This window comes from Streptomyces sp. URMC 126 (assembly GCF_051386555.1).
GTDB lineage: Bacteria > Actinomycetota > Actinomycetes > Streptomycetales > Streptomycetaceae > Streptomyces.
This window is the reverse complement of the sequence record NZ_JBPQTX010000059.1, coordinates 1-21,757: the sequence shown is the minus strand read 5'-3', so window position 1 is coordinate 21,757 and position 21,757 is coordinate 1. Positions and strand designations below refer to the sequence as shown.

Annotated in this window: 19 protein-coding genes and 1 pseudogene; 19 read left to right on the top strand and 1 reads right to left on the bottom strand. The window is 70.3% G+C overall.

Annotated elements, in window-relative coordinates; genetic code table 11:
• The first annotated feature begins 25 nt into the window (after nucleotides 1-25).
• The 19 genes and pseudogenes from rho to ACSNOK_RS10205 all read left to right on the top strand — a co-directional run bounded on the left by rho (nucleotide 26) and on the right by ACSNOK_RS10205 (nucleotide 19,086).
• Nucleotides 26-2,080, top strand: coding sequence for a transcription termination factor Rho (gene rho, locus ACSNOK_RS10295; RefSeq protein ID WP_436780300.1), 2,055 nt, complete (start codon nucleotides 26-28; stop codon nucleotides 2,078-2,080).
• A 394-nt stretch (nucleotides 2,081-2,474) separates the two neighbouring features.
• Nucleotides 2,475-3,590 (top strand): LCP family protein, encoded by a 1,116-nt coding sequence (locus tag ACSNOK_RS10290; RefSeq protein ID WP_436780299.1) that lies wholly within the window; start codon nucleotides 2,475-2,477, stop codon nucleotides 3,588-3,590.
• A gap of 162 nt (nucleotides 3,591-3,752) precedes the next feature.
• A complete protein-coding gene (rpmE, locus tag ACSNOK_RS10285; RefSeq protein WP_004953295.1) occupies nucleotides 3,753-3,977 on the top strand; it encodes a 50S ribosomal protein L31 in 225 nt (74 codons plus the stop codon).
• Nucleotides 3,978-4,159: 182 nt separating this feature from the next.
• Nucleotides 4,160-5,239, top strand: a complete 1,080-nt coding sequence (gene prfA, locus ACSNOK_RS10280) for a peptide chain release factor 1 (protein ID WP_436780298.1) — start codon at nucleotides 4,160-4,162, stop codon at nucleotides 5,237-5,239.
• Nucleotides 5,240-5,287: 48 nt separating this feature from the next.
• Nucleotides 5,288-6,133, top strand: coding sequence for a peptide chain release factor N(5)-glutamine methyltransferase (gene prmC, locus ACSNOK_RS10275; RefSeq protein WP_004953292.1), 846 nt, complete (start codon nucleotides 5,288-5,290; stop codon nucleotides 6,131-6,133).
• 47 nt (nucleotides 6,134-6,180) lie between these two features.
• Nucleotides 6,181-6,828: an L-threonylcarbamoyladenylate synthase gene (locus ACSNOK_RS10270; RefSeq protein WP_436780297.1), complete on the top strand. Its 648-nt coding sequence runs from the start codon at nucleotides 6,181-6,183 to the stop codon at nucleotides 6,826-6,828.
• Nucleotides 6,825-7,476 (top strand): annotated as a pseudogene (locus tag ACSNOK_RS10265) (protein-tyrosine-phosphatase). The gene ACSNOK_RS10270 and the pseudogene ACSNOK_RS10265 overlap by 4 nt, the downstream one beginning before the upstream one ends.
• 223 nt (nucleotides 7,477-7,699) lie before the next feature.
• Nucleotides 7,700-8,941: a serine hydroxymethyltransferase gene (gene glyA / locus ACSNOK_RS10260; protein ID WP_436780296.1), complete on the top strand. Its 1,242-nt coding sequence runs from the start codon at nucleotides 7,700-7,702 to the stop codon at nucleotides 8,939-8,941.
• 123 nt (nucleotides 8,942-9,064) lie between these two features.
• On the top strand, nucleotides 9,065-10,399 hold the full coding sequence (locus tag ACSNOK_RS10255; RefSeq protein ID WP_436780295.1) for an MraY family glycosyltransferase: 1,335 nt from the start codon (nucleotides 9,065-9,067) through the stop codon (nucleotides 10,397-10,399).
• A 283-nt stretch (nucleotides 10,400-10,682) separates the two neighbouring features.
• Nucleotides 10,683-11,123, top strand: a complete 441-nt coding sequence (locus ACSNOK_RS10250) for a hypothetical protein (RefSeq protein ID WP_436780294.1) — start codon at nucleotides 10,683-10,685, stop codon at nucleotides 11,121-11,123.
• 279 nt (nucleotides 11,124-11,402) lie between these two features.
• Nucleotides 11,403-12,197, top strand: a complete 795-nt coding sequence (gene atpB / locus ACSNOK_RS10245; RefSeq protein ID WP_223768385.1) for a F0F1 ATP synthase subunit A — start codon at nucleotides 11,403-11,405, stop codon at nucleotides 12,195-12,197.
• A gap of 75 nt (nucleotides 12,198-12,272) precedes the next feature.
• On the top strand, nucleotides 12,273-12,530 hold the full coding sequence (locus tag ACSNOK_RS10240; protein ID WP_171168675.1) for a F0F1 ATP synthase subunit C: 258 nt from the start codon (nucleotides 12,273-12,275) through the stop codon (nucleotides 12,528-12,530).
• 40 nt (nucleotides 12,531-12,570) lie between these two features.
• Nucleotides 12,571-13,134: a F0F1 ATP synthase subunit B gene (locus ACSNOK_RS10235; RefSeq protein ID WP_436780293.1), complete on the top strand. Its 564-nt coding sequence runs from the start codon at nucleotides 12,571-12,573 to the stop codon at nucleotides 13,132-13,134.
• Nucleotides 13,131-13,946: a F0F1 ATP synthase subunit delta gene (locus ACSNOK_RS10230; protein ID WP_436780292.1), complete on the top strand. Its 816-nt coding sequence runs from the start codon at nucleotides 13,131-13,133 to the stop codon at nucleotides 13,944-13,946. The genes ACSNOK_RS10235 and ACSNOK_RS10230 overlap by 4 nt, the downstream gene beginning before the upstream one ends.
• A 138-nt stretch (nucleotides 13,947-14,084) precedes the next feature.
• Nucleotides 14,085-15,656, top strand: coding sequence for a F0F1 ATP synthase subunit alpha (gene atpA / locus ACSNOK_RS10225; protein ID WP_436780291.1), 1,572 nt, complete (start codon nucleotides 14,085-14,087; stop codon nucleotides 15,654-15,656).
• 2 nt (nucleotides 15,657-15,658) lie between these two features.
• Nucleotides 15,659-16,579 carry a F0F1 ATP synthase subunit gamma gene (locus ACSNOK_RS10220; RefSeq protein WP_436780290.1) on the top strand — a complete coding sequence of 307 codons (921 nt, stop codon included), beginning with the start codon at nucleotides 15,659-15,661 and terminating at the stop codon, nucleotides 16,577-16,579.
• Nucleotides 16,580-18,022: a F0F1 ATP synthase subunit beta gene (gene atpD / locus ACSNOK_RS10215; protein ID WP_436780289.1), complete on the top strand. Its 1,443-nt coding sequence runs from the start codon at nucleotides 16,580-16,582 to the stop codon at nucleotides 18,020-18,022.
• Between the two features lie 114 nt (nucleotides 18,023-18,136).
• The gene (locus ACSNOK_RS10210; protein ID WP_436780288.1) at nucleotides 18,137-18,514 is read left to right on the top strand and encodes a F0F1 ATP synthase subunit epsilon; all 378 of its coding nucleotides are present in this window, start codon (nucleotides 18,137-18,139) and stop codon (nucleotides 18,512-18,514) included.
• 113 nt (nucleotides 18,515-18,627) lie between these two features.
• Complete coding sequence (locus ACSNOK_RS10205; RefSeq protein ID WP_436780287.1) at nucleotides 18,628-19,086, top strand: DUF2550 domain-containing protein; 459 nt, start codon at nucleotides 18,628-18,630, stop codon at nucleotides 19,084-19,086.
• Between the two features lie 231 nt (nucleotides 19,087-19,317).
• On the opposite strand, the gene ACSNOK_RS10200 is transcribed toward ACSNOK_RS10205, so the two are convergent.
• On the bottom strand, nucleotides 19,318-21,705 hold the full coding sequence (locus tag ACSNOK_RS10200) for a glycoside hydrolase family 18 chitinase (RefSeq protein ID WP_436780286.1): 2,388 nt from the start codon (nucleotides 21,703-21,705) through the stop codon (nucleotides 19,318-19,320).
• Nucleotides 21,706-21,757: the final 52 nt, after the last annotated feature.

Sequence of the window (21,757 nt, the reverse complement as noted above, 5' to 3'; positions counted from 1 at the left end):
GCCCGCTCCAGGGAAGGACCCCTTCGTGAGCGACACCACCGATCTGATGGGCGTGAACGCCGCGGGCACCAAGGGTGCCGCAGGCAATGCCTCCGCGCCCGCCACGGACGCTCCCGCCGCGCCTGCCACCGGTGCTTCCGCCGCCCCCCGGCGGCGACGCTCGGGCACGGGCCTCGACGCCATGGTCCTGGCCGAGCTCCAGCAGCTCGCCTCCAGCCTCGGCATCAAGGGCACCGCGCGGATGCGCAAAGGCCAGCTGATCGAGGTCATCAAGGAGAGGCAGGCCGGTTCCGGCGCCTCCGCCAAGCCCGCCGCCGAGCCGGCCGCCGAGCAGCCGGCGGAGAAGCCGAAGCGCCGCGCCACCTCCCGCGCCCGTACCGGCGAGGCCGCCGAGAAGACCGCCGAGCCGGCACCCGCCGCCCAGCAGCAGATCGAGATCCCGGGCCAGCCGGGCAGCGAGGAGGCGCCGGCCGGTGAGCGCCGCCGCCGTCGCGCCACCGCCCCCGCCGGCTCCCCGGAGCCCACCGCCGCCGAGAGCCGCGCCGAGGCGCGGACCGAGGCCCGTACCGAGGTGCTGACCTCGGAGAAGCCCGAGACCGCGGCGGACACCGCCGAGGGCCGGGGCGCCAAGGGCGACCGCCAGGACCGCGGCGACCGCGCCGAGCGCGGCCAGAAGGGCGACCGCCGGGAGCGGGGCGACCGCGGCGAGCGTGGCGAGCGGGGCCAGCGCGACCGCCGCGACCGCCGCGGTGACGACGCCGGCGCCGGCCAGCAGGGCGGCAACCGGCAGCAGCAGCGCGCCGGGCGCGCCGAGGCGCCGCAGGACGACTTCGACGACGAGGCGGGCGGCCGTCGCGGCCGTCGCGGCCGTTACCGCGACCGCCGGGGCCGTCGTGGCCGCGACGAGTTCGCCAACGAGCCGCAGCTGTCGGACGACGACGTCCTGATCCCCGTCGCGGGCATCCTCGACATCCTCGACAACTACGCGTTCATCCGCACCTCCGGCTACCTGCCGGGCCCGAACGACGTCTACGTCTCCCTCGCCCAGGTCCGCAAGAACGGCCTGCGCAAGGGTGACCACGTCACCGGCGCGGTGCGGCAGCCGAAGGACGGCGAGCGGCGCGAGAAGTTCAACGCCCTCGTGCGCCTCGACTCGGTGAACGGCATGGCGCCCGAAACCGGCCGGGGCCGCCCCGAGTTCCACAAGCTGACGCCGCTCTACCCGCAGGACCGGCTGCGGTTGGAGACCGACCCGGGCGTTCTGACGACCCGTATCATCGACCTGGTCGCCCCCATCGGCAAGGGCCAGCGCGGTCTGATCGTGGCCCCGCCGAAGACCGGCAAGACCATGATCATGCAGGCGATCGCCAACGCGATCACCACCAACAACCCCGAGTGCCACCTGATGGTCGTCCTGGTCGACGAGCGTCCGGAAGAGGTCACCGACATGCAGCGGTCGGTCAAGGGCGAGGTCATCTCCTCGACCTTCGACCGTCCGGCCGAGGACCACACCACCGTCGCCGAGCTGGCCATCGAGCGCGCCAAGCGCCTCGTGGAGCTGGGTCACGACGTGGTCGTGCTGCTCGACTCCATCACCCGCCTGGGCCGCGCCTACAACCTGGCGGCGCCGGCCTCCGGCCGCATCCTGTCCGGTGGTGTCGACTCGACCGCGCTCTACCCGCCGAAGAAGTTCTTCGGTGCCGCGCGGAACATCGAGGACGGCGGCTCGCTGACCATCCTGGCCACCGCGCTGGTCGAGACCGGCTCGCGGATGGACGAGGTGATCTTCGAGGAGTTCAAGGGCACCGGCAACATGGAGCTCAAGCTCGACCGGAAGCTCGCCGACAAGCGCATCTTCCCCGCGGTGGACGTCGACCCGTCCAGCACCCGCAAGGAGGAGATCCTGCTCGGCGGCGAGGAGCTCTCCATCGTCTGGAAGCTCCGCCGGGTGCTGCACGCGCTGGACTCGCAGCAGGCCATCGAGCTGCTCCTCGACAAGATGAAGCAGACGAAGTCGAACGCCGAGTTCCTGATGCAGATCGCCAAGACGGCGCCCGCGCCGGGCAACGGCAACGACTGACCGGAGCCGTCCGGCGTCGCACACCGCGAGGGAACCTCCCCGTCACGATCCGTGGCGGGGAGGTTCCGCGTTTCCGGCCCGGCCGCTCGACGATCTCGCGGGCGGCCGGGTGTCCCTTCGTGATCTTGCCGAGTCCTCACCGTGACCTTTTGAGACTTCCGCCACAGGAGCATCCGCCGAAGCGAGCGGGAACGGCACTGAAGAGGCGGGCGAAAACGCAGGTGACAGCGGGTGTGGGTGGGTTTGTCACGCCCTTCGGTCCGCCCGGTTCCTAAGAAAGCGCTCTCACGGCTCCGTGCAACCCTGTCGCAGACCTCGCCGTCTGAGAGCGCGAGGCACCGCGCCTGATCGGGCGGCAGGGGGGAAGCCGAACCAGCGGAGGACTGAGGAGCGTATGGCGGACGAGACCAGGGGCACGCAGGCGGGAGCGCGCCGACGGCGTCCCGGCGGACCCCGCGGCCGCAGGCGCAAGCCCCGCGCGCGCCGCACGGGCTGGCGAATAGTCCTCTGGACGGCCGCGGCGCTGGTCGTCCTGGGCGGCTCCGGACTCGGATACGTCTACTTCAAGCTCAACGGCAACCTGCACGGCGTGGACATCAACTCCGCGCTCGGCACCGACCGCCCCGAGAACGTCGACAACGGCTCGCAGGACATCCTCGTCCTGGGCTCCGACTCGCGGGCCGGCGACAACAAGAAGTACGGCCGGGACGAGGGCAGCTCCCGGTCCGACACCGCGATGATCGTCCACGTCTACGCGGGTCACAAGCAGGCCAGCGTGGTCAGCATCCCGCGCGACACCATGGTCGCCCGCCCCGAGTGCAAGACGCTCGCCGGGAAGACCAGCCCGGCCGTCCGGCGGGCGCAGTTCAACGACGCGTACTCGGTGGGCGGCGCGGTCTGCGCGGTGAAGACCGTCGAGGCCATGACCGGGATCCGGATGGACCACTACCTGGAGGTCGACTTCGCCGGCTTCCAGAAGCTCATCGACAAGCTCGGCGGCGTCGAGGTGACCACCACCAAGCCCATCCGGGACAAGTGGAGCCACCTGAACCTCCCGGCCGGCAAGCACACCCTCAACGGCGAGCAGTCGCTCGGCCTGGTCCGCACCCGGCACGGCGTCGGCGACGGCAGCGACCTCGGCCGGATCAAGCTCCAGCAGGCGTTCATCAAGGCCCTCATCGACCAGGTGAAGTCCGTCGGGCTGTTCACCAGCCCCACCAAGCTCTACGGGATCGCGGACACCGCCACCAAGGCGCTCACCACCGACTCCGAGCTGGCCTCGGTCGACAAGCTGCTCTCCTTCGCCAACGGCCTCAAGGGCATCGGCTCGAACGACATGCACATGGTGACGCTGCCCGTCACCACCGACCCGCTGGACAAGAACCGCGTGGTGCCCCTGGCCGCCGCCAAGGAGATGTGGCGGGCGCTGCACGAGGACAAGCCGATCCCCGCGTCCGCCCTCAAGGACGGCGAGGGCACGAAGACGGACGCCGACGGCGTCGTGAAGTAGAGCCCCGGCCGGCCGCGCCCCTCGGAGAGCCCGGGAATAACGGGCTCCCGGACCCCGTTTTGGGGGATGCGGCCGGTACTGGCAGACTGGTACGTCGGCCCCGGTTCACGTACGGCAATCCCGCCGGACGACCCGGAGCCCTCCCGAACCTAGGAGAACCCCTTGAAGCGCGACATCCACCCGGAGTACGTCGAGACCCAGGTCAGCTGCACCTGTGGCGCCTCGTTCACCACCCGTAGCACCGTCGCGGACGGCACCATCCGTGCCGACGTGTGCTCCGAGTGCCACCCGTTCTACACGGGCAAGCAGAAGATCCTCGACACCGGTGGCCGTGTGGCGCGGTTCGAGGCCCGCTTCGGCAAGAACGCCGGGTCCGCGAAGAAGTAGCGGCCCGCAGGCGCCGGTCGGCCGTCCCTCCTCGGCGGGGGACGGCCGGACCGGCGCTTTGTCGTCCGGCAGGTCCGGCAGGTCCGGCAGCCCGGCAGGCCCGGCTGGTCCGGTGGATCCGTCCAGGCCGGCAGGCCCCGTCACTTCCAGCAGGTCCGTTCACCTTCGCTTAGGGAATCTTGATGTTCGAGGCAGTCGAGGAACTGATCGGTGAGCACGCCGACCTCGAGAAGCGGCTCGCCGACCCCGCCGTCCACGCGGACCAGGCCAACGCCCGCAAGCTCAACAAGCGCTACGCAGAGCTGACCCCGATCGTCGGCACGTACCGCTCCTGGAAGCAGACCGCCGACGACATCGAAACGGCCCGCGAGTTCGCGGCCGACGACCCCGACTTCGCCGCCGAGGTCAAGGAGCTGGAGAAGCGGCGCGAGGAGCTCACCGAGAAGCTCCGCCTGCTGCTCGTCCCGCGCGACCCCAGCGACGACAAGGACGTCATCCTGGAGATCAAGGCGGGCGCCGGCGGCGACGAGTCCGCGCTGTTCGCGGGCGACCTGCTGCGCATGTACCTGCGCTACGCCGAGCGCGTGGGCTGGAAGACCGAGATCATCGACTCCACGGAGTCCGAGCTCGGCGGCTACAAGGACGTCCAGGTCGCCGTCAAGACCAAGGGCGGCAACGGCGCCACCGAGCCCGGCCAGGGCGTCTGGGCCCGGCTGAAGTACGAGGGCGGCGTGCACCGCGTCCAGCGCGTGCCGGCCACCGAGTCCCAGGGCCGCATCCACACCTCCGCCGCCGGCGTGCTCGTCACGCCCGAGGCCGAGGAGATCGACGTCGAGATCAACCCCAACGACCTGCGGATCGACGTCTACCGCTCGTCCGGCCCCGGCGGCCAGTCCGTCAACACCACCGACTCGGCCGTCCGCATCACGCACCTGCCGACCGGCGTCGTGGCCTCCTGCCAGAACGAGAAGAGCCAGCTCCAGAACAAGGAGCAGGCCCTGCGCATCCTCCGCTCCCGGCTGCTCGCCGCGGCGCAGGAGAAGGCCGAGGCCGAGGCCGCGGACGCGCGCCGCAGCCAGGTGCGCACCGTCGACCGCTCCGAGAAGATCCGGACCTACAACTATCCGGAAAACCGGATCTCGGACCACCGGGTCGGCTTCAAGGCGTACAACTTGGACCAGGTGCTCGACGGAGAGCTGGACGCCGTGATCCAGGCGTGCGTCGACGCCGACTCGGCGGCCAAGCTGGCTGCCGCACAGTAGAGACCGCGTACGGAACCCGGTCATGGAGCGCAACAGGAGGAAGGTCCAGTGAACCTGCTGCTCGCCGAGGTGGCGCAGGCCACCCAGCGGCTGGCCGACGCCGGCGTACCCTCCCCGCGCTTCGACGCGGAGGAGCTCGCGGCCTTCGTGCACGGCGTCAAACGGGGTGAGCTGCACCTGGTCGCCGACGCGGACTTCGACGCCCGCTACTGGGAGGCCGTCGCCCGCCGCGAGGCCCGCGAACCCCTCCAGCACATCACCGGGCGCGCCTTCTTCCGCTACCTGGAGCTCCAGGTCGGCCCCGGCGTCTTCGTCCCCCGGCCGGAGACCGAGTCGGTCGTCGGCTGGGCCATAGACGCGGTCCGCGCCATGGACGTCGTCGAGCCGCTCATCGTCGACCTGTGCACCGGCTCCGGCGCCATCGCCCTGGCGCTCGCCCAGGAGGTCCCGCGGTCCCGCGTGCACGCCGTCGAGCTCGACGAGGGCGCCCTGTCCTGGGCGCGCAAGAACGTCGAGGGCTCGCGCGTCCAGCTGCACCACGGGAACGCGCTCGACGCGCTCCCCGAGCTCGACGGCCAGGTCGACCTGGTCATCAGCAACCCGCCGTACATCCCGCTGACCGAGTGGGAGTACGTCGCCCCCGAGGCCCGCGACCACGACCCGCAGCTCGCCCTGTTCTCGGGCGAGGACGGCCTCGACACCATCCGCGGCCTGGAGCGCACCGCGCATCGGCTGCTGCGCCCCGGCGGCGTCGTCGTCATCGAGCACGCCGACACCCAGGGCGGCCAAGTGCCGTGGATCTTCACCGAGGAGCGGGGCTGGGCCGACGCGGCCGACCACCCCGACCTCAACAACCGGCCCCGGTTCGCCACGGCCCGGAAGGCCCTGCCGTGACCGTCACGGCACCCCAGACATCTGCCCCGTACGAGGAGGTTGGCTCAATGGCTCGGCGATACGACTGTGGCGACGCGACGGACCGCAAGACCGGTCTGCGTGAGGCGACCGCCGCGGTCCGCCGCGGCGAGCTGGTCGTGCTGCCCACCGACACCGTGTACGGCATCGGTGCGGACGCCTTCAGCCGGGACGCCGTCGGCGACCTCCTCCAGGCCAAGGGCCGCGGCCGGGGCATGCCCTCGCCGGTCCTCGTCGGCTCGCCGAACACCCTGCACGGGCTCGTCACCGACTTCTCCGAGCAGGCGTGGGAGCTCGTCGACGCCTTCTGGCCCGGCGCGCTCACCCTCGTCGCCACCCACCAGCCGTCGCTGACCTGGGACCTCGGCGAGACCCGCGGCACGGTCGCGGTGCGGATGCCGCTGCACCCGGTCGCCATCGAACTGCTCACCGAGTTCGGCCCGATGGCCGTCTCCAGCGCCAACCTCACCGGCCACCCGGCGCCGCAGACCTGCGACGCCGCCCAGGAGATGCTCGGCGACTCCGTCTCCGTCTACCTCGACGGCGGCCCCACGCCCGCGGACGTGCCGTCCTCGATCGTGGACGTCACCGGCAAGGTGCCGGTGCTGCTGCGGGCCGGCGCCATCAGCGCCGAGCAGCTCCGCGAGGTGGTACCCGACCTCGAGGTGGCGAATTGATCGCCCCGCAGGGGCGTGGCATAGCGGGACCGGAGACGAGCACCGACACCTTCCGCATCCTCCACGTCAGCACCGGCAACGTCTGCCGCTCGCCCATCACCGAGCGGCTGACCCGCCATGCCCTCTCCGAGCGCCTCGGCGACCCGGACGCGGGCGGACTGGTGGTGGAGAGCGCCGGCACCTGGGGGCACGAGGGCGCCCCCATGGAGGCCCACGCCGCGACCGTGCTGACCGACTTCGGCGCGGATCCGCACGGGTTCACCGGGCGGGAGCTGCTGGACGAGCACGTCATCCGGGCGGATCTGGTGCTCACCGCTACGCGTGATCACCGGGCTCAGGTCATCTCGATGGGGCATTCGGCGGGGCTGCGCACCTTTACGTTGAAGGAGTTCACGCGGCTGGTGCGGGCGATTGATCCCGCGACCCTTCCCCGGCCCGACGACGCCGGGGGGGGTCGTCGAGCGCGCTCGGGCGCTGGTGCAGGCCGCTGCGGCGCTGCGGGGGTGGTTGCTCGCGCCCGACGCGGAGGCGGATGAGGTGCACGATCCGTATGGGGCGCCGATCACGTTCTTCCGCTCGATCGGCGAGGAGATTCAGCTGGCGCTGGATCCGGTGGTGACCGCTCTGACCGGGGTGCCGGCTGTTTGAGGGGCCCCTGTCCCGCCCTTTCACCGTTTCTTGCAGGGGCTGCGCCCCCGCACCCCCGAAACCGCGCTGCGCGCGGTTGTCCTCAAGCGCCGGACGGGCTGCATCAGCCCGTCCGGCGTTTGAGGGTCTGGGGCGCGGCCCCAGAGGGCACCCTGCACCCGCCCCGCGCCGGGCCTACATTGGGAGTGAGCACAGTGCTCACCCCCACCGCACGGAGCCCGCGATGCCCGTCACCGAAGCAGCGGCCGACGCGCTCACGCGTCAGGATCCCGAGATCGCCGGCATCATCCTCGCCGAGACGAGACGGCAGTCCGCGGGGCTCCAGCTGATCGCCGCGGAGAACTTCGCCTCCCCCGCCGTGCTGGAAGCACTCGGGTCGCCGCTGGTGAACAAGTACGCCGAGGGCTACCCGGGCGCCCGCCACCACGGCGGCTGCGAGGTCGTGGACATGGCCGAGCGGGTGGCCCTGGAGCGGGCGAGGGCGCTGTTCGGGGCGGAGCACGCGAACGTGCAGCCGCACTCGGGATCGGCGGCCGTGCTGGCCGCGTACGCGGCGCTGCTGGCCCCGGGGGACCGGGTGCTGGCCATGGGCCCGCGGGAGGGTGGGCACCTCACCCACGGGGCGCTGGCGAACTTCTCGGGGCGGTGGTTCGACTTCACCGGGTACGGGGTCCGCGCGGACACCGGGCTCATCGACTACGACCGGGTGCGGGATCTCGCGCGCGCCCGCCGGCCGCGGGCGATCGTCTGCGGCTCCACCGCGTACCCGCGCCACCCGGACTACGCCCTCTTCCGGGAGATCGCCGACGAGGTGGACGCGCTGCTGATCGTGGACGCGGCGCACCCCATCGGCCTGGTCGCCGGGGGAGCGGCGCCGAGCCCCGTCCCGTACGCGGACGTGGTGTGCGCCACCACGCACAAGGTGCTGCGCGGGCCGCGCGGCGGGATGCTGCTGTGCGGCGGGCGGCTCGGCGGCCGGATCGATCGGGCGGTGTTCCCGTTCACGCAGGGCGGCGCCCAGATGCACACCGTGGCCGCGAAGGCCGTCGCCTTCGGGGAGGCCGCGGCGCCGGAGTTCGCGACGTACGTCCGGCAGGTGGTGGCCAACGCCCGGGCGCTCGCCGCCGGGCTGGCCGGGCAGGGGCTGGCCGTCGCCACCGGTGGCACCGACACCCACCTGATCGTCGCGGACGTGACGGGACTCGGGCTGGACGGTGTCCGGGCGCGCGGCCGACTGGCGGCGGCCGGGATCGTCCTGGACGTCTGCGGACTGGGCCACGGCGCCGCCCGCGGACTGCGGCTGGGTACGGCGGCGGTCACCACCCAGGGGATGCGGGAGCCGGAGATGGCGCGGGTGGCGGCGCTCGTGGGCGCGGCGCTGCGCGGCGAGGGGGAGGCGGCGCGGCTCCGGGAGGCGGTCGCGGAACTGGCGCTCGCGTTTCCGCCGTATCCTGCGCTGGCGTGATCGTTTAGCGAGCGCTCGCAACCAGCAGGGGGTGGTGAACGTCTTCAACCGCATTCACGGATCCGGTCCGGACGCGAATATGGTGTGGGGCTGTGATGGCCGGCGAAATCCCTGGGGCAGCCCGTGCGTGAATACCTGCTGACGCTCTGCGTCACCGTGGCGGTCACCTACCTGCTCACGGGTCCGGTGCGGAAGTTCGCCATCGCGGCGGGCGCGATGCCGGAGATCCGGGCGCGTGACGTCCACCGCGAACCGACGCCGCGGCTGGGCGGGATCGCCATGTTCGGCGGGCTCTGCGCGGGGCTGCTGGTGGCCTCGCACCTGTCGAGCCTCAAGCACGTCTTCGAGACCTCGAACGAGCCGCGCGCGCTGCTCTCGGGCGCCGGGCTGATCTGGCTGCTCGGGGTGCTGGACGACAAGTGGGGCGTGGACGCCCTGGTGAAGCTCGGCGGGCAGATGATCGCCGCGGGTGTGATGGTGCTCCAGGGACTCACGATCCTCTGGCTGCCGGTGCCCGGTGTCGGCACGGTCGCGCTGACACCCATGCAGGGCACCCTGCTGACCGTCGCCCTCGTCGTGATCACCATCAACGCCGTGAACTTCGTCGACGGCCTCGACGGCCTCGCCTCGGGCATGGTCTGCCTGGCGGCGGCGGCGTTCTTCCTCTACGCGTACCGGCTCTGGTACGGGCACAACGTGGAGGCGGCGGCCCCGGCGACGCTGTTCGCGGCCGTCCTGATGGGCATGTGCCTGGGCTTCCTGCCGCACAACATGCACCCCGCCCGGATCTTCATGGGCGACTCCGGCTCGATGCTCATCGGGCTGGTGCTGGCCGCCGGGGCGATCTCCATCACCGGCCAGGTCGACCCCGACCTGCTGGGCTCCTTCACCGGTTCGGAGAAGGCGACCGTCCAGGCCACGGTGCCGATCTACATCCCGCTGCTGCTGCCGCTGACGATCATCGCGGTGCCGGTGGCCGACCTGCTGCTGGCGATCGTGCGCCGGACGTGGAACGGCCAGTCGCCGTTCGCGGCCGACCGCGGCCATCTGCACCACCGGCTGCTGGAGATCGGCCACTCGCACAGCCGGGCTGTGCTGATCATGTACTTCTGGTCGGCGCTGATCGCCTTCGGCACGGTGGCGTACTCGGTGAACTCGGCGGGCGGCGTCCTGCTGCTCATCGTCGCGCTGAGCGCAGTGGGCCTGGTGCTGCTGTTGATGCCGCGCTTCCGGCCGCGGGCGCCCCGGTGGGCCGAGCGCCTGGTGCCGCCCCGCTACCGCCGTCGCCGCACCCCCGTAGCGGCGGACGAGCGGACGGAGGGCCCGGCGGAGCGCGCGGTGCCGGGCGAGGCGCCCGTCGAGGAGCAGGAGCCGGTCCCGGCCGGGCTGCACGGCGCGACGGCCGTGGGGGACCGTTCGCGGTTCCGTCACGCGCGGGACATCAGCGGCCACCGCTGACCGGGCCGGGGAGCCTCACCGGAGCCCAGGGCATTAGCAGAGAACAAGCCGCTCGTCAGCATTACGACGGGCGGCTTGACTCTTGCGTGTGACAGGCGGCACACGATATAGGTAAAGACCTCATCAAATAGTTTGTGATACCGTTCACGAAACCCGTGGCAGAGCCGAAGGACCGTAGTGGAGCGCCCCCCGGCGGTTCCTTCGTCGCGAGGTCGCGCCCACACCCCGGGATACCCTCGTCCCCGACGAATCGTTGCTTCCGACTCCGCCGGAGAGACCCTTCATGCAGGCCAACGACGCCCGAACGCTACTTCAGTGCGCCGTCCCGACCGCAGTCGCGGGACTCGTCGCCGTCGGCGTCGGTTTCGCCGTCGCGGGCGGCAAGGGGGCCATCGGGGCCGCGGTGGGCATGCTCTTGGCGCTGGCCAGCATGTCCCTGGGGCTGTATCTGCTCCAGCGGACCGCCCGGCAGTGGCCGCAGATCTTCCAGATGATGGGCCTCGCGCTCTACGCCGCGCAGTGCCTGGTGATCGTGATTCTCCTCGGCGTCCTGAAGGGCACGACGCTCTTCAGCTTCAAGGCCTTCGCCTTCTCCGTGCTCGCCGCGACCCTGGTGTGGGTCGCCGCACAGCTGCGCGCCCACCTGAAGATGAAGATCCTGTACGTCGATCCGGAGGCCGCCGCCGACGCGAAGAAGCCCGCGCCGGCGGAGTCTCCGTCATGACAGGTAGGGCCGGGATAAGCGTCCATGTGCTCACCTGCTATCGTCCGGTGCCATCTGAGGTGCAGCGGACGCAGACGGCCGAAGCCCCGCTTCCGGCGGGAGCGAACCGGCGGTCCGCGCAGCTGATGCCCGCGATGGCTCCCGGCCGCCGGCCGACCTGCCGCACCCCTAACCGTAAGACCAGTCCAGTGCCGTTCCGTGGCTGCTTGCCGCGCCGACACAACGAGGTTGCCGTACCTATGCGCCACGCTGAAGGAGCTCGCGGTGAGTGCTGACCAAATGCTCGCCTTCGAGACCGATTGCCACATCTTCGACGGGTGCGGCTTCCCGACCCCAGGGCTCCACTCCTTCGTGTTCGAGCCGCTGTTCACCGTCGGCGGTATCGAGGTCAACAAGCCGATGCTGCTGGCCGTCCTGAGCTCGGTCGTCGTGATCGTGTTCCTCTGGGCCGCTTTCGGCCGGGCCAAGCTGGTCCCCGGAAAGCTCCAGATGGTCGGTGAGGCGGGCTACGACTTCATCCGCAAGGGGATCGTCTACGAGGCCCTGGGGAAGAAGGAGGGCGAGAAGTACGTCCCCCTCATGGTCTCGCTGTTCTTCTTCATCTGGATGATGAACCTCTGGTCGATCATCCCGGTCGCCCAGTTCCCGGTGACGTCGATCATCGCCTACCCGGCGGGTCTGGCACTGCTGGTCTACCTGATCTGGGTGCCGCTGACGTTCAAGCGACACGGCTTCATCGGCGGCATCAAGAACATCACCGGCTACAACAAGGACCTCGGCTGGGTTCTTCCGCTGGTCATGGTTCTGGAGCTGTTCTCCAACCTGCTGATCCGTCCCTTCACCCACGCGGTGCGGCTCTTCGCCAACATGTTCGCGGGCCACGTGCTGCTGCTGATCTTCACGATCGCCAGCTGGTACCTGCTGAACGGGATCGGCATCGCCTACGCCGGCGTCTCGTTCGTGATGGTCATCCTGCTGACCGCCTTCGAGATGTTCATCCAGGCCCTTCAGGCGTACGTCTTCGTCCTCCTGGCCTGCTCGTACATTCAGGGCGCTCTCGCCGAGCACCACTGAGCAGACCCACCCCCAGACCCCCAGACGTCCGGTGGCCAACCCCCACCGGTCCGTGAAAGAGAAGGAAGTAACGGCATGTCCGCTGCTCTCGAAATGGTCAACCTCGCCGCCGGTGCCAAGGAGAACCTCGTCGGCAACGTCGCGTCGGTCGGCTACGGCCTGGCCGCCATCGGCCCCGGCGTCGGCGTCGGCATCATCTTCGGTAACGGCACCCAGGCCCTCGCCCGTCAGCCCGAGGCGGCCGGCCTGATCCGCGCCAACCAGATCCTCGGCTTCGTCCTCTGTGAGGCGCTCGCCCTCATCGGCCTCGTCATGGGCTTCGTCTACAGCTGATCCGTAGACGGCCACTCATTACGCGACGAAAGGCACTGATGTGATCGCCCTGGTACAGCTGGCATCGGAGGAGACGGAACCCGCGTTCCTGCCCCCGCTGCCCGAGCTCGTCATCGGCACGCTGGCCTTCCTCATCGTCGTCCTCTACCTCGGCAAGAAGCTCCTCCCGAACCTGAACAAGGTCCTGGACGAGCGCCGGGCCGCCATCGAGGGCGGGCTGGAGAAGGCCAAGGCCGCCCAGGACGAGGCTCAGCAGGTCCTCGACGATTACCGGGCACAGCTCGCGGAGGCCCGCAACGAGGCCGCCCGGCTGCGCCAGGACGCGCAGGAGCACGGCGCCGCGATGGTCGCCGAGATGCGGACCGAGGGCGAGCGCCAGCGCGACGAGATCGTCGCCGCCGGTCACGCCCAGGTCGAGGCCGACCGTCAGGCCGCCGCGGCCTCGCTCCGCCAGGACGTCGGCAAGCTGGCCATCGACCTGGCCGACCGGATCGTCGGCGAGTCCATGAAGGACGCCGCCCGACAGGAGCGCACCATCGACCGGTTCCTCGACGCGCTCGAGGCCAAGCCGGCCGACACGACGAAGGCTGAGGTCACGCGATGAACGGAGCGAGCCGCGAGGCCCTTGCCTCGGCACGCGAAAACCTCAACGCGCTGGCGGACAGCGCCTCGGTCGACGCCGCGAAGCTGGCCGAGGACCTTGCCTCCGTCACCGCGCTGTTCGACCGCGAGGTCTCGCTGCGCCGGGTCCTCACCGACCCGGCGCAGCCCGGCGAGGCCAAGGCCGAGCTGGCCGGGCGCCTGCTCGGCGGGCAGGTCGGCGCCGACTGCGCCGACCTGGTGACCGGCATGGTCCGCTCCCGCTGGTCGTCCTCGCGCGACCTGGTCGACGCCCTGGAGGAGCTGGCCGCGTCGGCCGACCTGGCCGCCGCCCAGCGGGCCGGCCGGCTGGACGACGTCGAGGACGAGGTGTTCCGCTTCGGCCGGATCGTCGAGTCCAACCCCGGTCTGCGCGCCGCGCTGACCGACAAGGTCGCCGACCGCTCCGCCAAGGCCGAACTGCTGCGACGCCTGCTGGGCGGCCGGGCCAACCCGGTCACCGAGCGGCTCGTCGTCCGCCTGGTCACCGCGCCGCGAGGCCGTAGCCTGGAGGCGGGGCTCACCGCCCTCTCCAAGCTGGCCGCCGACCGCCGCGGCCGCGTCGTCGCGGAGGTCACTTCCGCGGTGCCGCTGAACGACCGGCAGAAGCAGCGGCTCGGCGACGCGCTCGCCCGGCTGTACGGGAAGAACGTCCACCTCAACCTGGACGTCGACCCGGAGGTCATCGGTGGCATCGAGGTGCGCATCGGCGACGAGGTCATCAGCGGGACCATCGCCGACCGCCTCGCGGAGGCGGGCCGGCACCTGGCCGGCTGACGCCGGCCGGGCTGGCGGCTGACCAGCCACCAACTCAAGAGCATGACTGACGGCCCGAGTTGGGCCGACGGTGTCCCGCGGGGCAACACCCGCGGGAGAGAAATACTTCGGGCCCAACAAGGAGAGCAGGGAACCCAGATGGCGGAGCTCACGATCCGGCCGGAGGAGATCCGGGACGCGCTGGAGAACTTTGTCCAGGCGTACAAGCCGGACGCGGCCTCGCGCGAGGAGGTCGGTACGGTCAGCCTTGCCGGCGACGGCATCGCGAAGGTCGAGGGTCTTCCCTCGGCCATGGCGAACGAGCTGCTGAAGTTCGAGGACGGCACCCTCGGCCTCGCCCTCAACCTTGAGGAGCGCGAGATCGGTGCGATCGTCCTCGGCGAGTTCAGCGGCATCGAGGAGGGCCAGCCGGTGCAGCGCACCGGCGAGGTGCTCTCCGTGGGTGTGGGCGAGGGCTACCTCGGCCGCGTCGTCGACCCGCTGGGCAACCCGATCGACGGCCTCGGCGAGATCAAGACGGAGGGCCGCCGCGCCCTCGAACTGCAGGCCCCCGGCGTCATGGTCCGCAAGTCGGTCCACGAGCCCATGGAGACCGGCTACAAGGCCGTCGACGCCATGACCCCGATCGGCCGCGGTCAGCGTCAGCTGATCATCGGTGACCGCCAGACCGGCAAGACCGCCCTGGCGATCGACACGATCATCAACCAGCGTGCCAACTGGCGCACCGGCGACCCGAAGAAGCAGGTCCGCTGCATCTACGTCGCCATCGGTCAGAAGGGCTCCACCATCGCGTCCGTCCGCGGCGCGCTGGAGGAGGCCGGCGCCCTGGAGTACACGACGATCGTCGCCGCCCCGGCGTCCGACCCGGCCGGCTTCAAGTACCTCGCGCCGTACACCGGCTCCGCCATCGGCCAGCACTGGATGTACCAGGGCAAGCACGTCCTGATCGTCTTCGACGACCTGTCGAAGCAGGCCGACGCCTACCGTGCCGTCTCCCTGCTGCTGCGCCGCCCGCCGGGCCGTGAGGCCTACCCGGGTGACGTCTTCTACCTGCACTCCCGTCTGCTGGAGCGCTGCGCCAAGCTCTCCGACGACATGGGCGCCGGTTCGATGACCGGTCTCCCGATCGTCGAGACCAAGGCCAACGACGTCTCGGCGTTCATCCCGACCAACGTCATCTCCATCACCGACGGCCAGTGCTTCCTGGAGTCCGACCTGTTCAACGCCGGTCAGCGCCCGGCCCTGAACGTCGGTATCTCGGTCTCCCGTGTCGGTGGCTCCGCCCAGCACAAGGCCATGCGCCAGGTGTCCGGCCGCCTCCGTGTGGACCTCGCCCAGTTCCGTGAGCTGGAGGCGTTCGCCGCCTTCGGTTCCGACCTGGACGCGGCCTCCAAGGCGTCCCTGGAGCGCGGCAAGCGCATGGTCGAGCTGCTGAAGCAGACCCAGTACGCGCCGTTCGCCACCGAGGACCAGGTCGTCTCCATCTGGGCCGGCACCACGGGCAAGATGGACGACGTCCCGGTCGAGGACATCCGCCGCTTCGAGCGCGAGCTGCTGGACTACCTGCACCAGGCCCACAAGGGTCTGATGACCAGCATCGTCGAGGGCGGCAAGATGTCCGACGACACGCTGCAGGCCCTCGGCGACGCCATCGCCTCCTTCAAGCAGCAGTTCCAGACCGCGGACGGCAAGCTGCTGGGCGAGGGCTGAGCATGGGTGCCCAGCTGCGGGTCTACAAGAGGCGGATCAAGTCCGTCTCCGCGACCAAAAAGATCACCAAGGCGATGGAGATGATCGCCGCCTCGCGCATCGTCAAGGCACAGCGCCAGGTGGACGCGTCCACTCCGTACGCCAGTGAGCTCACCCGTGCGGTGACGGCGGTCGCGAGCGGGTCGAACAGCAAGCACCCGCTCGTCACCGAGGCGGAGCAGCCGGCCCGTGCCGCGGTGCTGATCGTCACCGCCGACCGCGGTCAGGCCGGCGCCTACTCGGCCAACGCCATCAAGGCGGCGGACGTGCTCACCGAGCGGCTGCGCTCGGAGGGCAAGGAGGTCGTCCACTACATCGTGGGCCGCAAGGGCGTGTCGTACTACGCCTTCCGCGAGCGTCCGGTCGTGGACTCGTGGACGGGCTTCAGCGACCGGCCGACCTACGCCGACGCCAAGCGGGTCGCCGACCCGCTGATCGAGGCGGTCCTCACCGACACGGCCGAGGGCGGCGTGGACGAGCTCCACATCGTCTTCACCGAGTTCGTGTCGATGATGACGCAGTCCCCGGTCGACCGACGGCTGCTGCCCGTGCGGCTGGAGACGTCGGAGGACGAGGCGGAGGCCGCGAAGGACAAGATCGCGCCCCTCTACGAGTTCGAGCCCTCCACGGAGGACGTGCTCGACGCGTTGCTTCCGCGGTACGTCGAGTCGCGGGTCTACAACGCCCTGCTGCAGTCCGCCGCTTCCGAGCTGGCGGCCCGCCGCCGGGCGATGAAGGCGGCGACCGACAACGCCGAGGAAGTCATCAAGTCGGTGACCCGGCTTGCCAACGCGGCCCGACAGGCCGCAATCACCCAGGAAATCAGCGAGATCGTCGGAGGCGCGAGCGCCCTGGCCGACGCGACCGCGGGGAGTGACCGATAAATGACCACCACTGTTGAGACGGCCGCCGCGACGGGCCGCGTCGCCCGGGTCATCGGCCCGGTCGTCGACGTGGAGTTCCCCGTCGACGCGATGCCGGAGATCTACAACGCCCTGACCGTCGAGGTCCTCGACCCGGCCGAGGCCGGCAAGAAGAAGACCCTGACGCTCGAGGTCGCGCAGCACCTCGGTGAGGGCCTGGTGCGCGCCATCTCCATGGAGCCCACCGACGGCCTGGTCCGCCAGGCGCCCGTGACCGACACCGGCAACGGCATCACCGTGCCCGTCGGTGACGTCACCAAGGGCCGGGTGTTCAACACCCTGGGCCGCATCCTGAACGAGCCCGAGGCCGAGTCCGAGGTCACCGAGCGCTGGTCCATCCACCGCAAGGCCCCGGCGTTCGACCAGCTCGAGTCGAAGACCGAGATGTTCGAGACGGGTCTGAAGGTCGTCGACCTGCTGACCCCGTACGTCAAGGGCGGCAAGATCGGTCTGTTCGGTGGCGCCGGTGTCGGCAAGACCGTTCTGATCCAGGAAATGATCATGCGTGTGGCCAAGCTGCACGATGGTGTTTCCGTGTTCGCCGGTGTCGGTGAGCGCACCCGTGAGGGCAACGACCTCATCCAGGAAATGGAAGAGTCGGGCGTTCTGGACAAGACCGCGCTGGTCTTCGGCCAGATGGACGAGCCCCCGGGCACCCGTCTCCGCGTCGCGCTGGCCGGTCTGACCATGGCGGAGTACTTCCGCGATGTGCAGAAGCAGGACGTGCTGTTCTTCATCGACAACATCTTCCGCTTCACCCAGGCCGGTTCCGAGGTCTCGACCCTGCTCGGCCGCATGCCCTCCGCGGTGGGCTACCAGCCGAACCTGGCCGACGAGATGGGCCTCCTCCAGGAGCGCATCACCTCGACCCGCGGTCACTCGATCACCTCCATGCAGGCGATCTACGTCCCCGCGGACGACCTGACCGACCCGGCCCCGGCCACCACCTTCGCCCACCTCGACGCGACGACGGTGCTCTCCCGTCCGATCTCCGAGAAGGGCATCTACCCGGCCGTGGACCCGCTGGACTCCACGTCCCGCATCCTGGACCCGCGCTACATCTCGCAGGACCACTACGAGACGGCCTCGCGCGTCAAGGGGATCCTGCAGAAGTACAAGGACCTCCAGGACATCATCGCGATCCTCGGTATCGACGAGCTGGGCGAAGAGGACAAGCTGGTCGTCCACCGCGCCCGTCGCGTCGAGCGCTTCCTGTCGCAGAACACCCACGCGGCGAAGCAGTTCACCGGTGTCGAGGGCTCGGACGTTCCGCTGGACGAGTCCATCGCCGCGTTCAACGCGATCTGCGACGGTGAGTACGACCACTTCCCCGAGCAGGCCTTCTTCATGTGCGGTGGTCTCGAGGACCTCAAGAAGAACGCCAAGGAGCTGGGCGTCTCCTGAGCATCGTGATGCTCGCGGTCCGGGGGCGGGGCACTCCCGCCCCCGGACCGTACGTCCCCTATTCTTTGACCCAACACCCGCCGCGCCCGGCGGGTGGAGACCCGAGGAGCCACGTTGGCTGCTGAGCTGCACGTCGAGCTGGTCGCGGCGGACCGAAGCGTCTGGTCCGGCGAGGCCACTCTGGTCATCGCGCGTACCACATCGGGTGACATCGGCGTCATGCCCGGCCACCAGCCGCTGCTCGGTGTGCTGGAGTCCGGCCCGGTGACCATCAGGACCGCCGGCGGCGGCACCGTCGTCGCCGCGGTGCACGGCGGTTTCCTGTCGTTCGCGGACGACAAGCTGTCGCTGCTGGCGGAGATCGCCGAGCTGGCGGACGAGATCGACGTCACCCGTGCGGAGCGGGCTCTGGAGCGGGCCAAGGCTGAGGCCGACGCCGCCGCCGAGCGTCGCGCGGATGTCCGGCTGCGTGCGGTCGCGGGCCCTCACTAGCCCACGACCTCACTGAAGTACGTCCCTCAGCCGCGGACCGCCTGGAACAATCCAGGCCGGTCCGCGGCTGAGGCAATACAGGTGCGGTTGCTCTAGATGATGCGAGGAGGTCGGTGGTGATGGTCCTCGCTCTGCTCGTGAGCGGCATCGTCGTTCTGCTGGTACTGCTGGGACTCTTCGTCTTCGGGCTGCGCAGACGGCTCATCCAGCGGTCGGGGGGCACCTTCGACTGCAGCCTGCGCTGGGACGTCGCCGAGCCGGCCGCCGCGGACCCCCAGGGCAAGGGGTGGGTGTACGGCGTCTCGCGGTACAGCGGTGACCGGATCGAGTGGTTTCGGGTCTTCTCGTACGCGTATCGCCCGCGGCGGGTTCTGGAGCGGGACGCGATCGAGGTTCTGGAGCGGCGCGCTCCTCATGGGGATGAGGAGTTGGCCCTGTTGTCGGACGCGGTCGTGCTTCGGTGCTCTCTGCGGGGGACGCTGCTCGAGTTGGCCATGAGCGAGGACGCTCTCACCGGGTTCCTGGCTTGGCTGGAGGCGGCGCCTCCTGGGCAGCGGGTGAATGTGGCGTAGGGGGGTGTGCCCCGGTCCCGCCCTTTCGCCGTTTCCTGGGGCTGCGCCCCAGACCCCGCTTGTCGCGGCTTCGCCGCTCGTCCTCAAACGCCGGACGGGCTGGATTGTGCCTGAGGTGGCACTTTCAGCCCGTCCGGCGTTTGAGGACAACCGCGCGGAGCGCGGTTTCAGGGGGCCCGGGGCCCGCCCCGAAGAAACGGTGAAAGGGCGGGACCGGGGCCTCCGACCGCGTCAGCGGAGACCGTTGTCCAGGGCGGTCATCAGTGTGCCGCTGTCACCGGACATCTCCCAGACCATGGCTCCGCCAAGCTTCTTCGACTTGAGCCAAGCCGTCTTCTTCCCGATCGACCAGGCGTCGTCGAACGTCCACCACTGCCCGTTGTCGCCGGTGTAGCCGTACGTCGCCACCGACGTCTCGTCGTGGTAGATCTTCAGGTTCGGTACCGAGGCCAGCAGGTTGTCGTAGCCGCGGGTGCCGGACTCCTCGGGGAACTGGCCGGGGGCGGCGCCGTTGGCCTTCTGCCAGACGCCGTGCACGCCGCCGTCGGCGACCTGCTGCCAGCCGCGGCCGTAGAAGGCCAGGCCGAGGACGAGCTTGCGGGAGTCGACACCGGCGTCGAGGTAGGTCTGGACGGTCTTCTCGACGCTGAACTTCGTGGTGTACGGGTCCTTGGCGTCCGGGTACAGGTTGCCCTGGTGGCCGGTGAGGTTGGGCTCCCAGCTGTTGTCGCTGCCGGCGCCGTGGAAGTCGTACCCCTGGACGTTGGCGAAGTCCATGTAGTCGAACACGCTGGGCGTGCCGTCCTTGGTGGTGATGTCCCAGCCCGCCTCGATCTTGCCGGGGTCGGCCGGGGTGAAGGCGGTGAGCTGGTACTTCTTGCCGTCGGCCGCGCCCTGCGCGTCGAGCTGCCGGCGGAACTCGGCGAAGAGGAGGGTGTTGTTGGCCTTGTCCTCCTTGGAGATGTGGTTGCCGGCGTGGCCCTCTGAGCCGGGCCACTCCCAGTCGATGTCGAAGCCGTCGAAGATCCCGGCCGCGACGCCGTTGCCGCCGCGTCCGTTGGTGACGGGCAGGTTGCCCTTGATGTACATGTCGATGCAGGACTTCACGAACTTCTGCCGGGAGGCGTCGGTCTTGGCGACGTCGGAGAAGTACTTGCTGTACGTCCAGCCGCCGATCGACATCATCACCTTGAGCTTCGGGTGCTTGGCCTTGAGCTGCTTCAGCTGGTTGAAGTTGCCGGCCAGCGGCTGGTCCCAGCTGTCCTGGGTGCCGTTGACGGACTCGCCGGAGCTGAAGCCCTTCTCGTAGTCGGCCCAGGAGTCACCGGCGCCGTCGCCCTGGTTGGGGTCCTGCGGGTTGGAGCCGGTGGCCTTGGTGACGCCGTTGAGGCAGGTGAGGTTGTTCGGATCGATGTTGCTGAAGGCGTAGTTGATGTGGGTGAGCTTGGCGGCGGCGCCCGTGGTGTCGAGGGACTTCACGGTGTAGCCGCGGCCGTAGATGCCCCACTGGGCGAAGTACCCGGCCTTGACCATGTCGCCGGTGGGCTGGGTGCCGCCGCCGGTGGTGCGTACGGTCAGCGGCGGGCTGGCCGGGCCGGTCTGGCCGGCGCTGTCCCGGGCGACGACGGTGTAGGTGTAGTCGGTCCCGGGCTGGAGGCCGGTGTCGGTGTACGCCAGTTTGGCGACCGTCGCGACCTTGGACGTGCCGCGGTAGACGTCGTACTCCTTGACGCCCTTGTCGGACGTCGCGGCCGCCCACTTCAGGGCGACGGACGTGTCGGTGATCGAGGTGGCCTGGGGGGTGCCGGGGGCGGACGGGGGCTGGTCCGAACCGCCCTTCGTGGTGCGGAAGGTGGCGGCGGGGCTCGCGGGGCCCGTCTTGCCGTCCAGGTTGCGGGCCACCACGGTGTAGGAGTACTCGGTGTCCGCCGTCAGGCCGGTGTCGGTGTAGGCGAGCTTGGCGACCGTCGCGACCTTGGACGTGCCGCGATAGACGTCGTACTCCTTGATGCCCTTGGCGTCGGTGGCGGCGGCCCACTTCAGCCCGATGCTGGTGGCGGTGACGCCGGTGGACTCCGGCTTGCCGGGCGCGCTGGGCGGGGTGTCGGTGGACGAGCCGTCGCAGGCGCCGCCGTTGAGCTTGCAGCCGTCCGGGGCGCCGGAGCCGGTGGCGACGAATCCGAAGGAGACGCTGCCGCCGGGCGGTATGGAGCCGTTGTACTCCCGGTTCTTGGCCGTGTAGTGCGTGCCCGAGCCGGTGATCAGGGCGTCCCAGTAGGCGCCGACGCCGGTGCCGGAGGGGAGGTCCCACTCGACGGTCCAGCCGTCGATGGCGGTCGTACCGGTGTTCTTGACGGTCCACTGGCCCTGGTAGCCGGAGCCCCAGTCGCCGGTCTTGGCGAACGTCGCGGTGGCGGAGGCCGCCTTGACGGGCTTGCCGGCCGTGGCCGTCGCCGGGTGGGCCGCGGTGCCCGCGGAACTCGCCGGCGTCGCGAAGCCGACGAGGGCCGCGGCCGGGAGGAGCAGCGCGGCGAGCGCGGCCGTCGCACGGCTGAAGGGACGTGTGTGAGGGGAGATGGGGGAGTGGTTTCGGTGATGTCGAGAGGGCTCTGTTGACAAGAGAGTGCTCCTCGAAGAGGTCAGGAGATGTGGGGGGTGCTGTGGGGCTGTC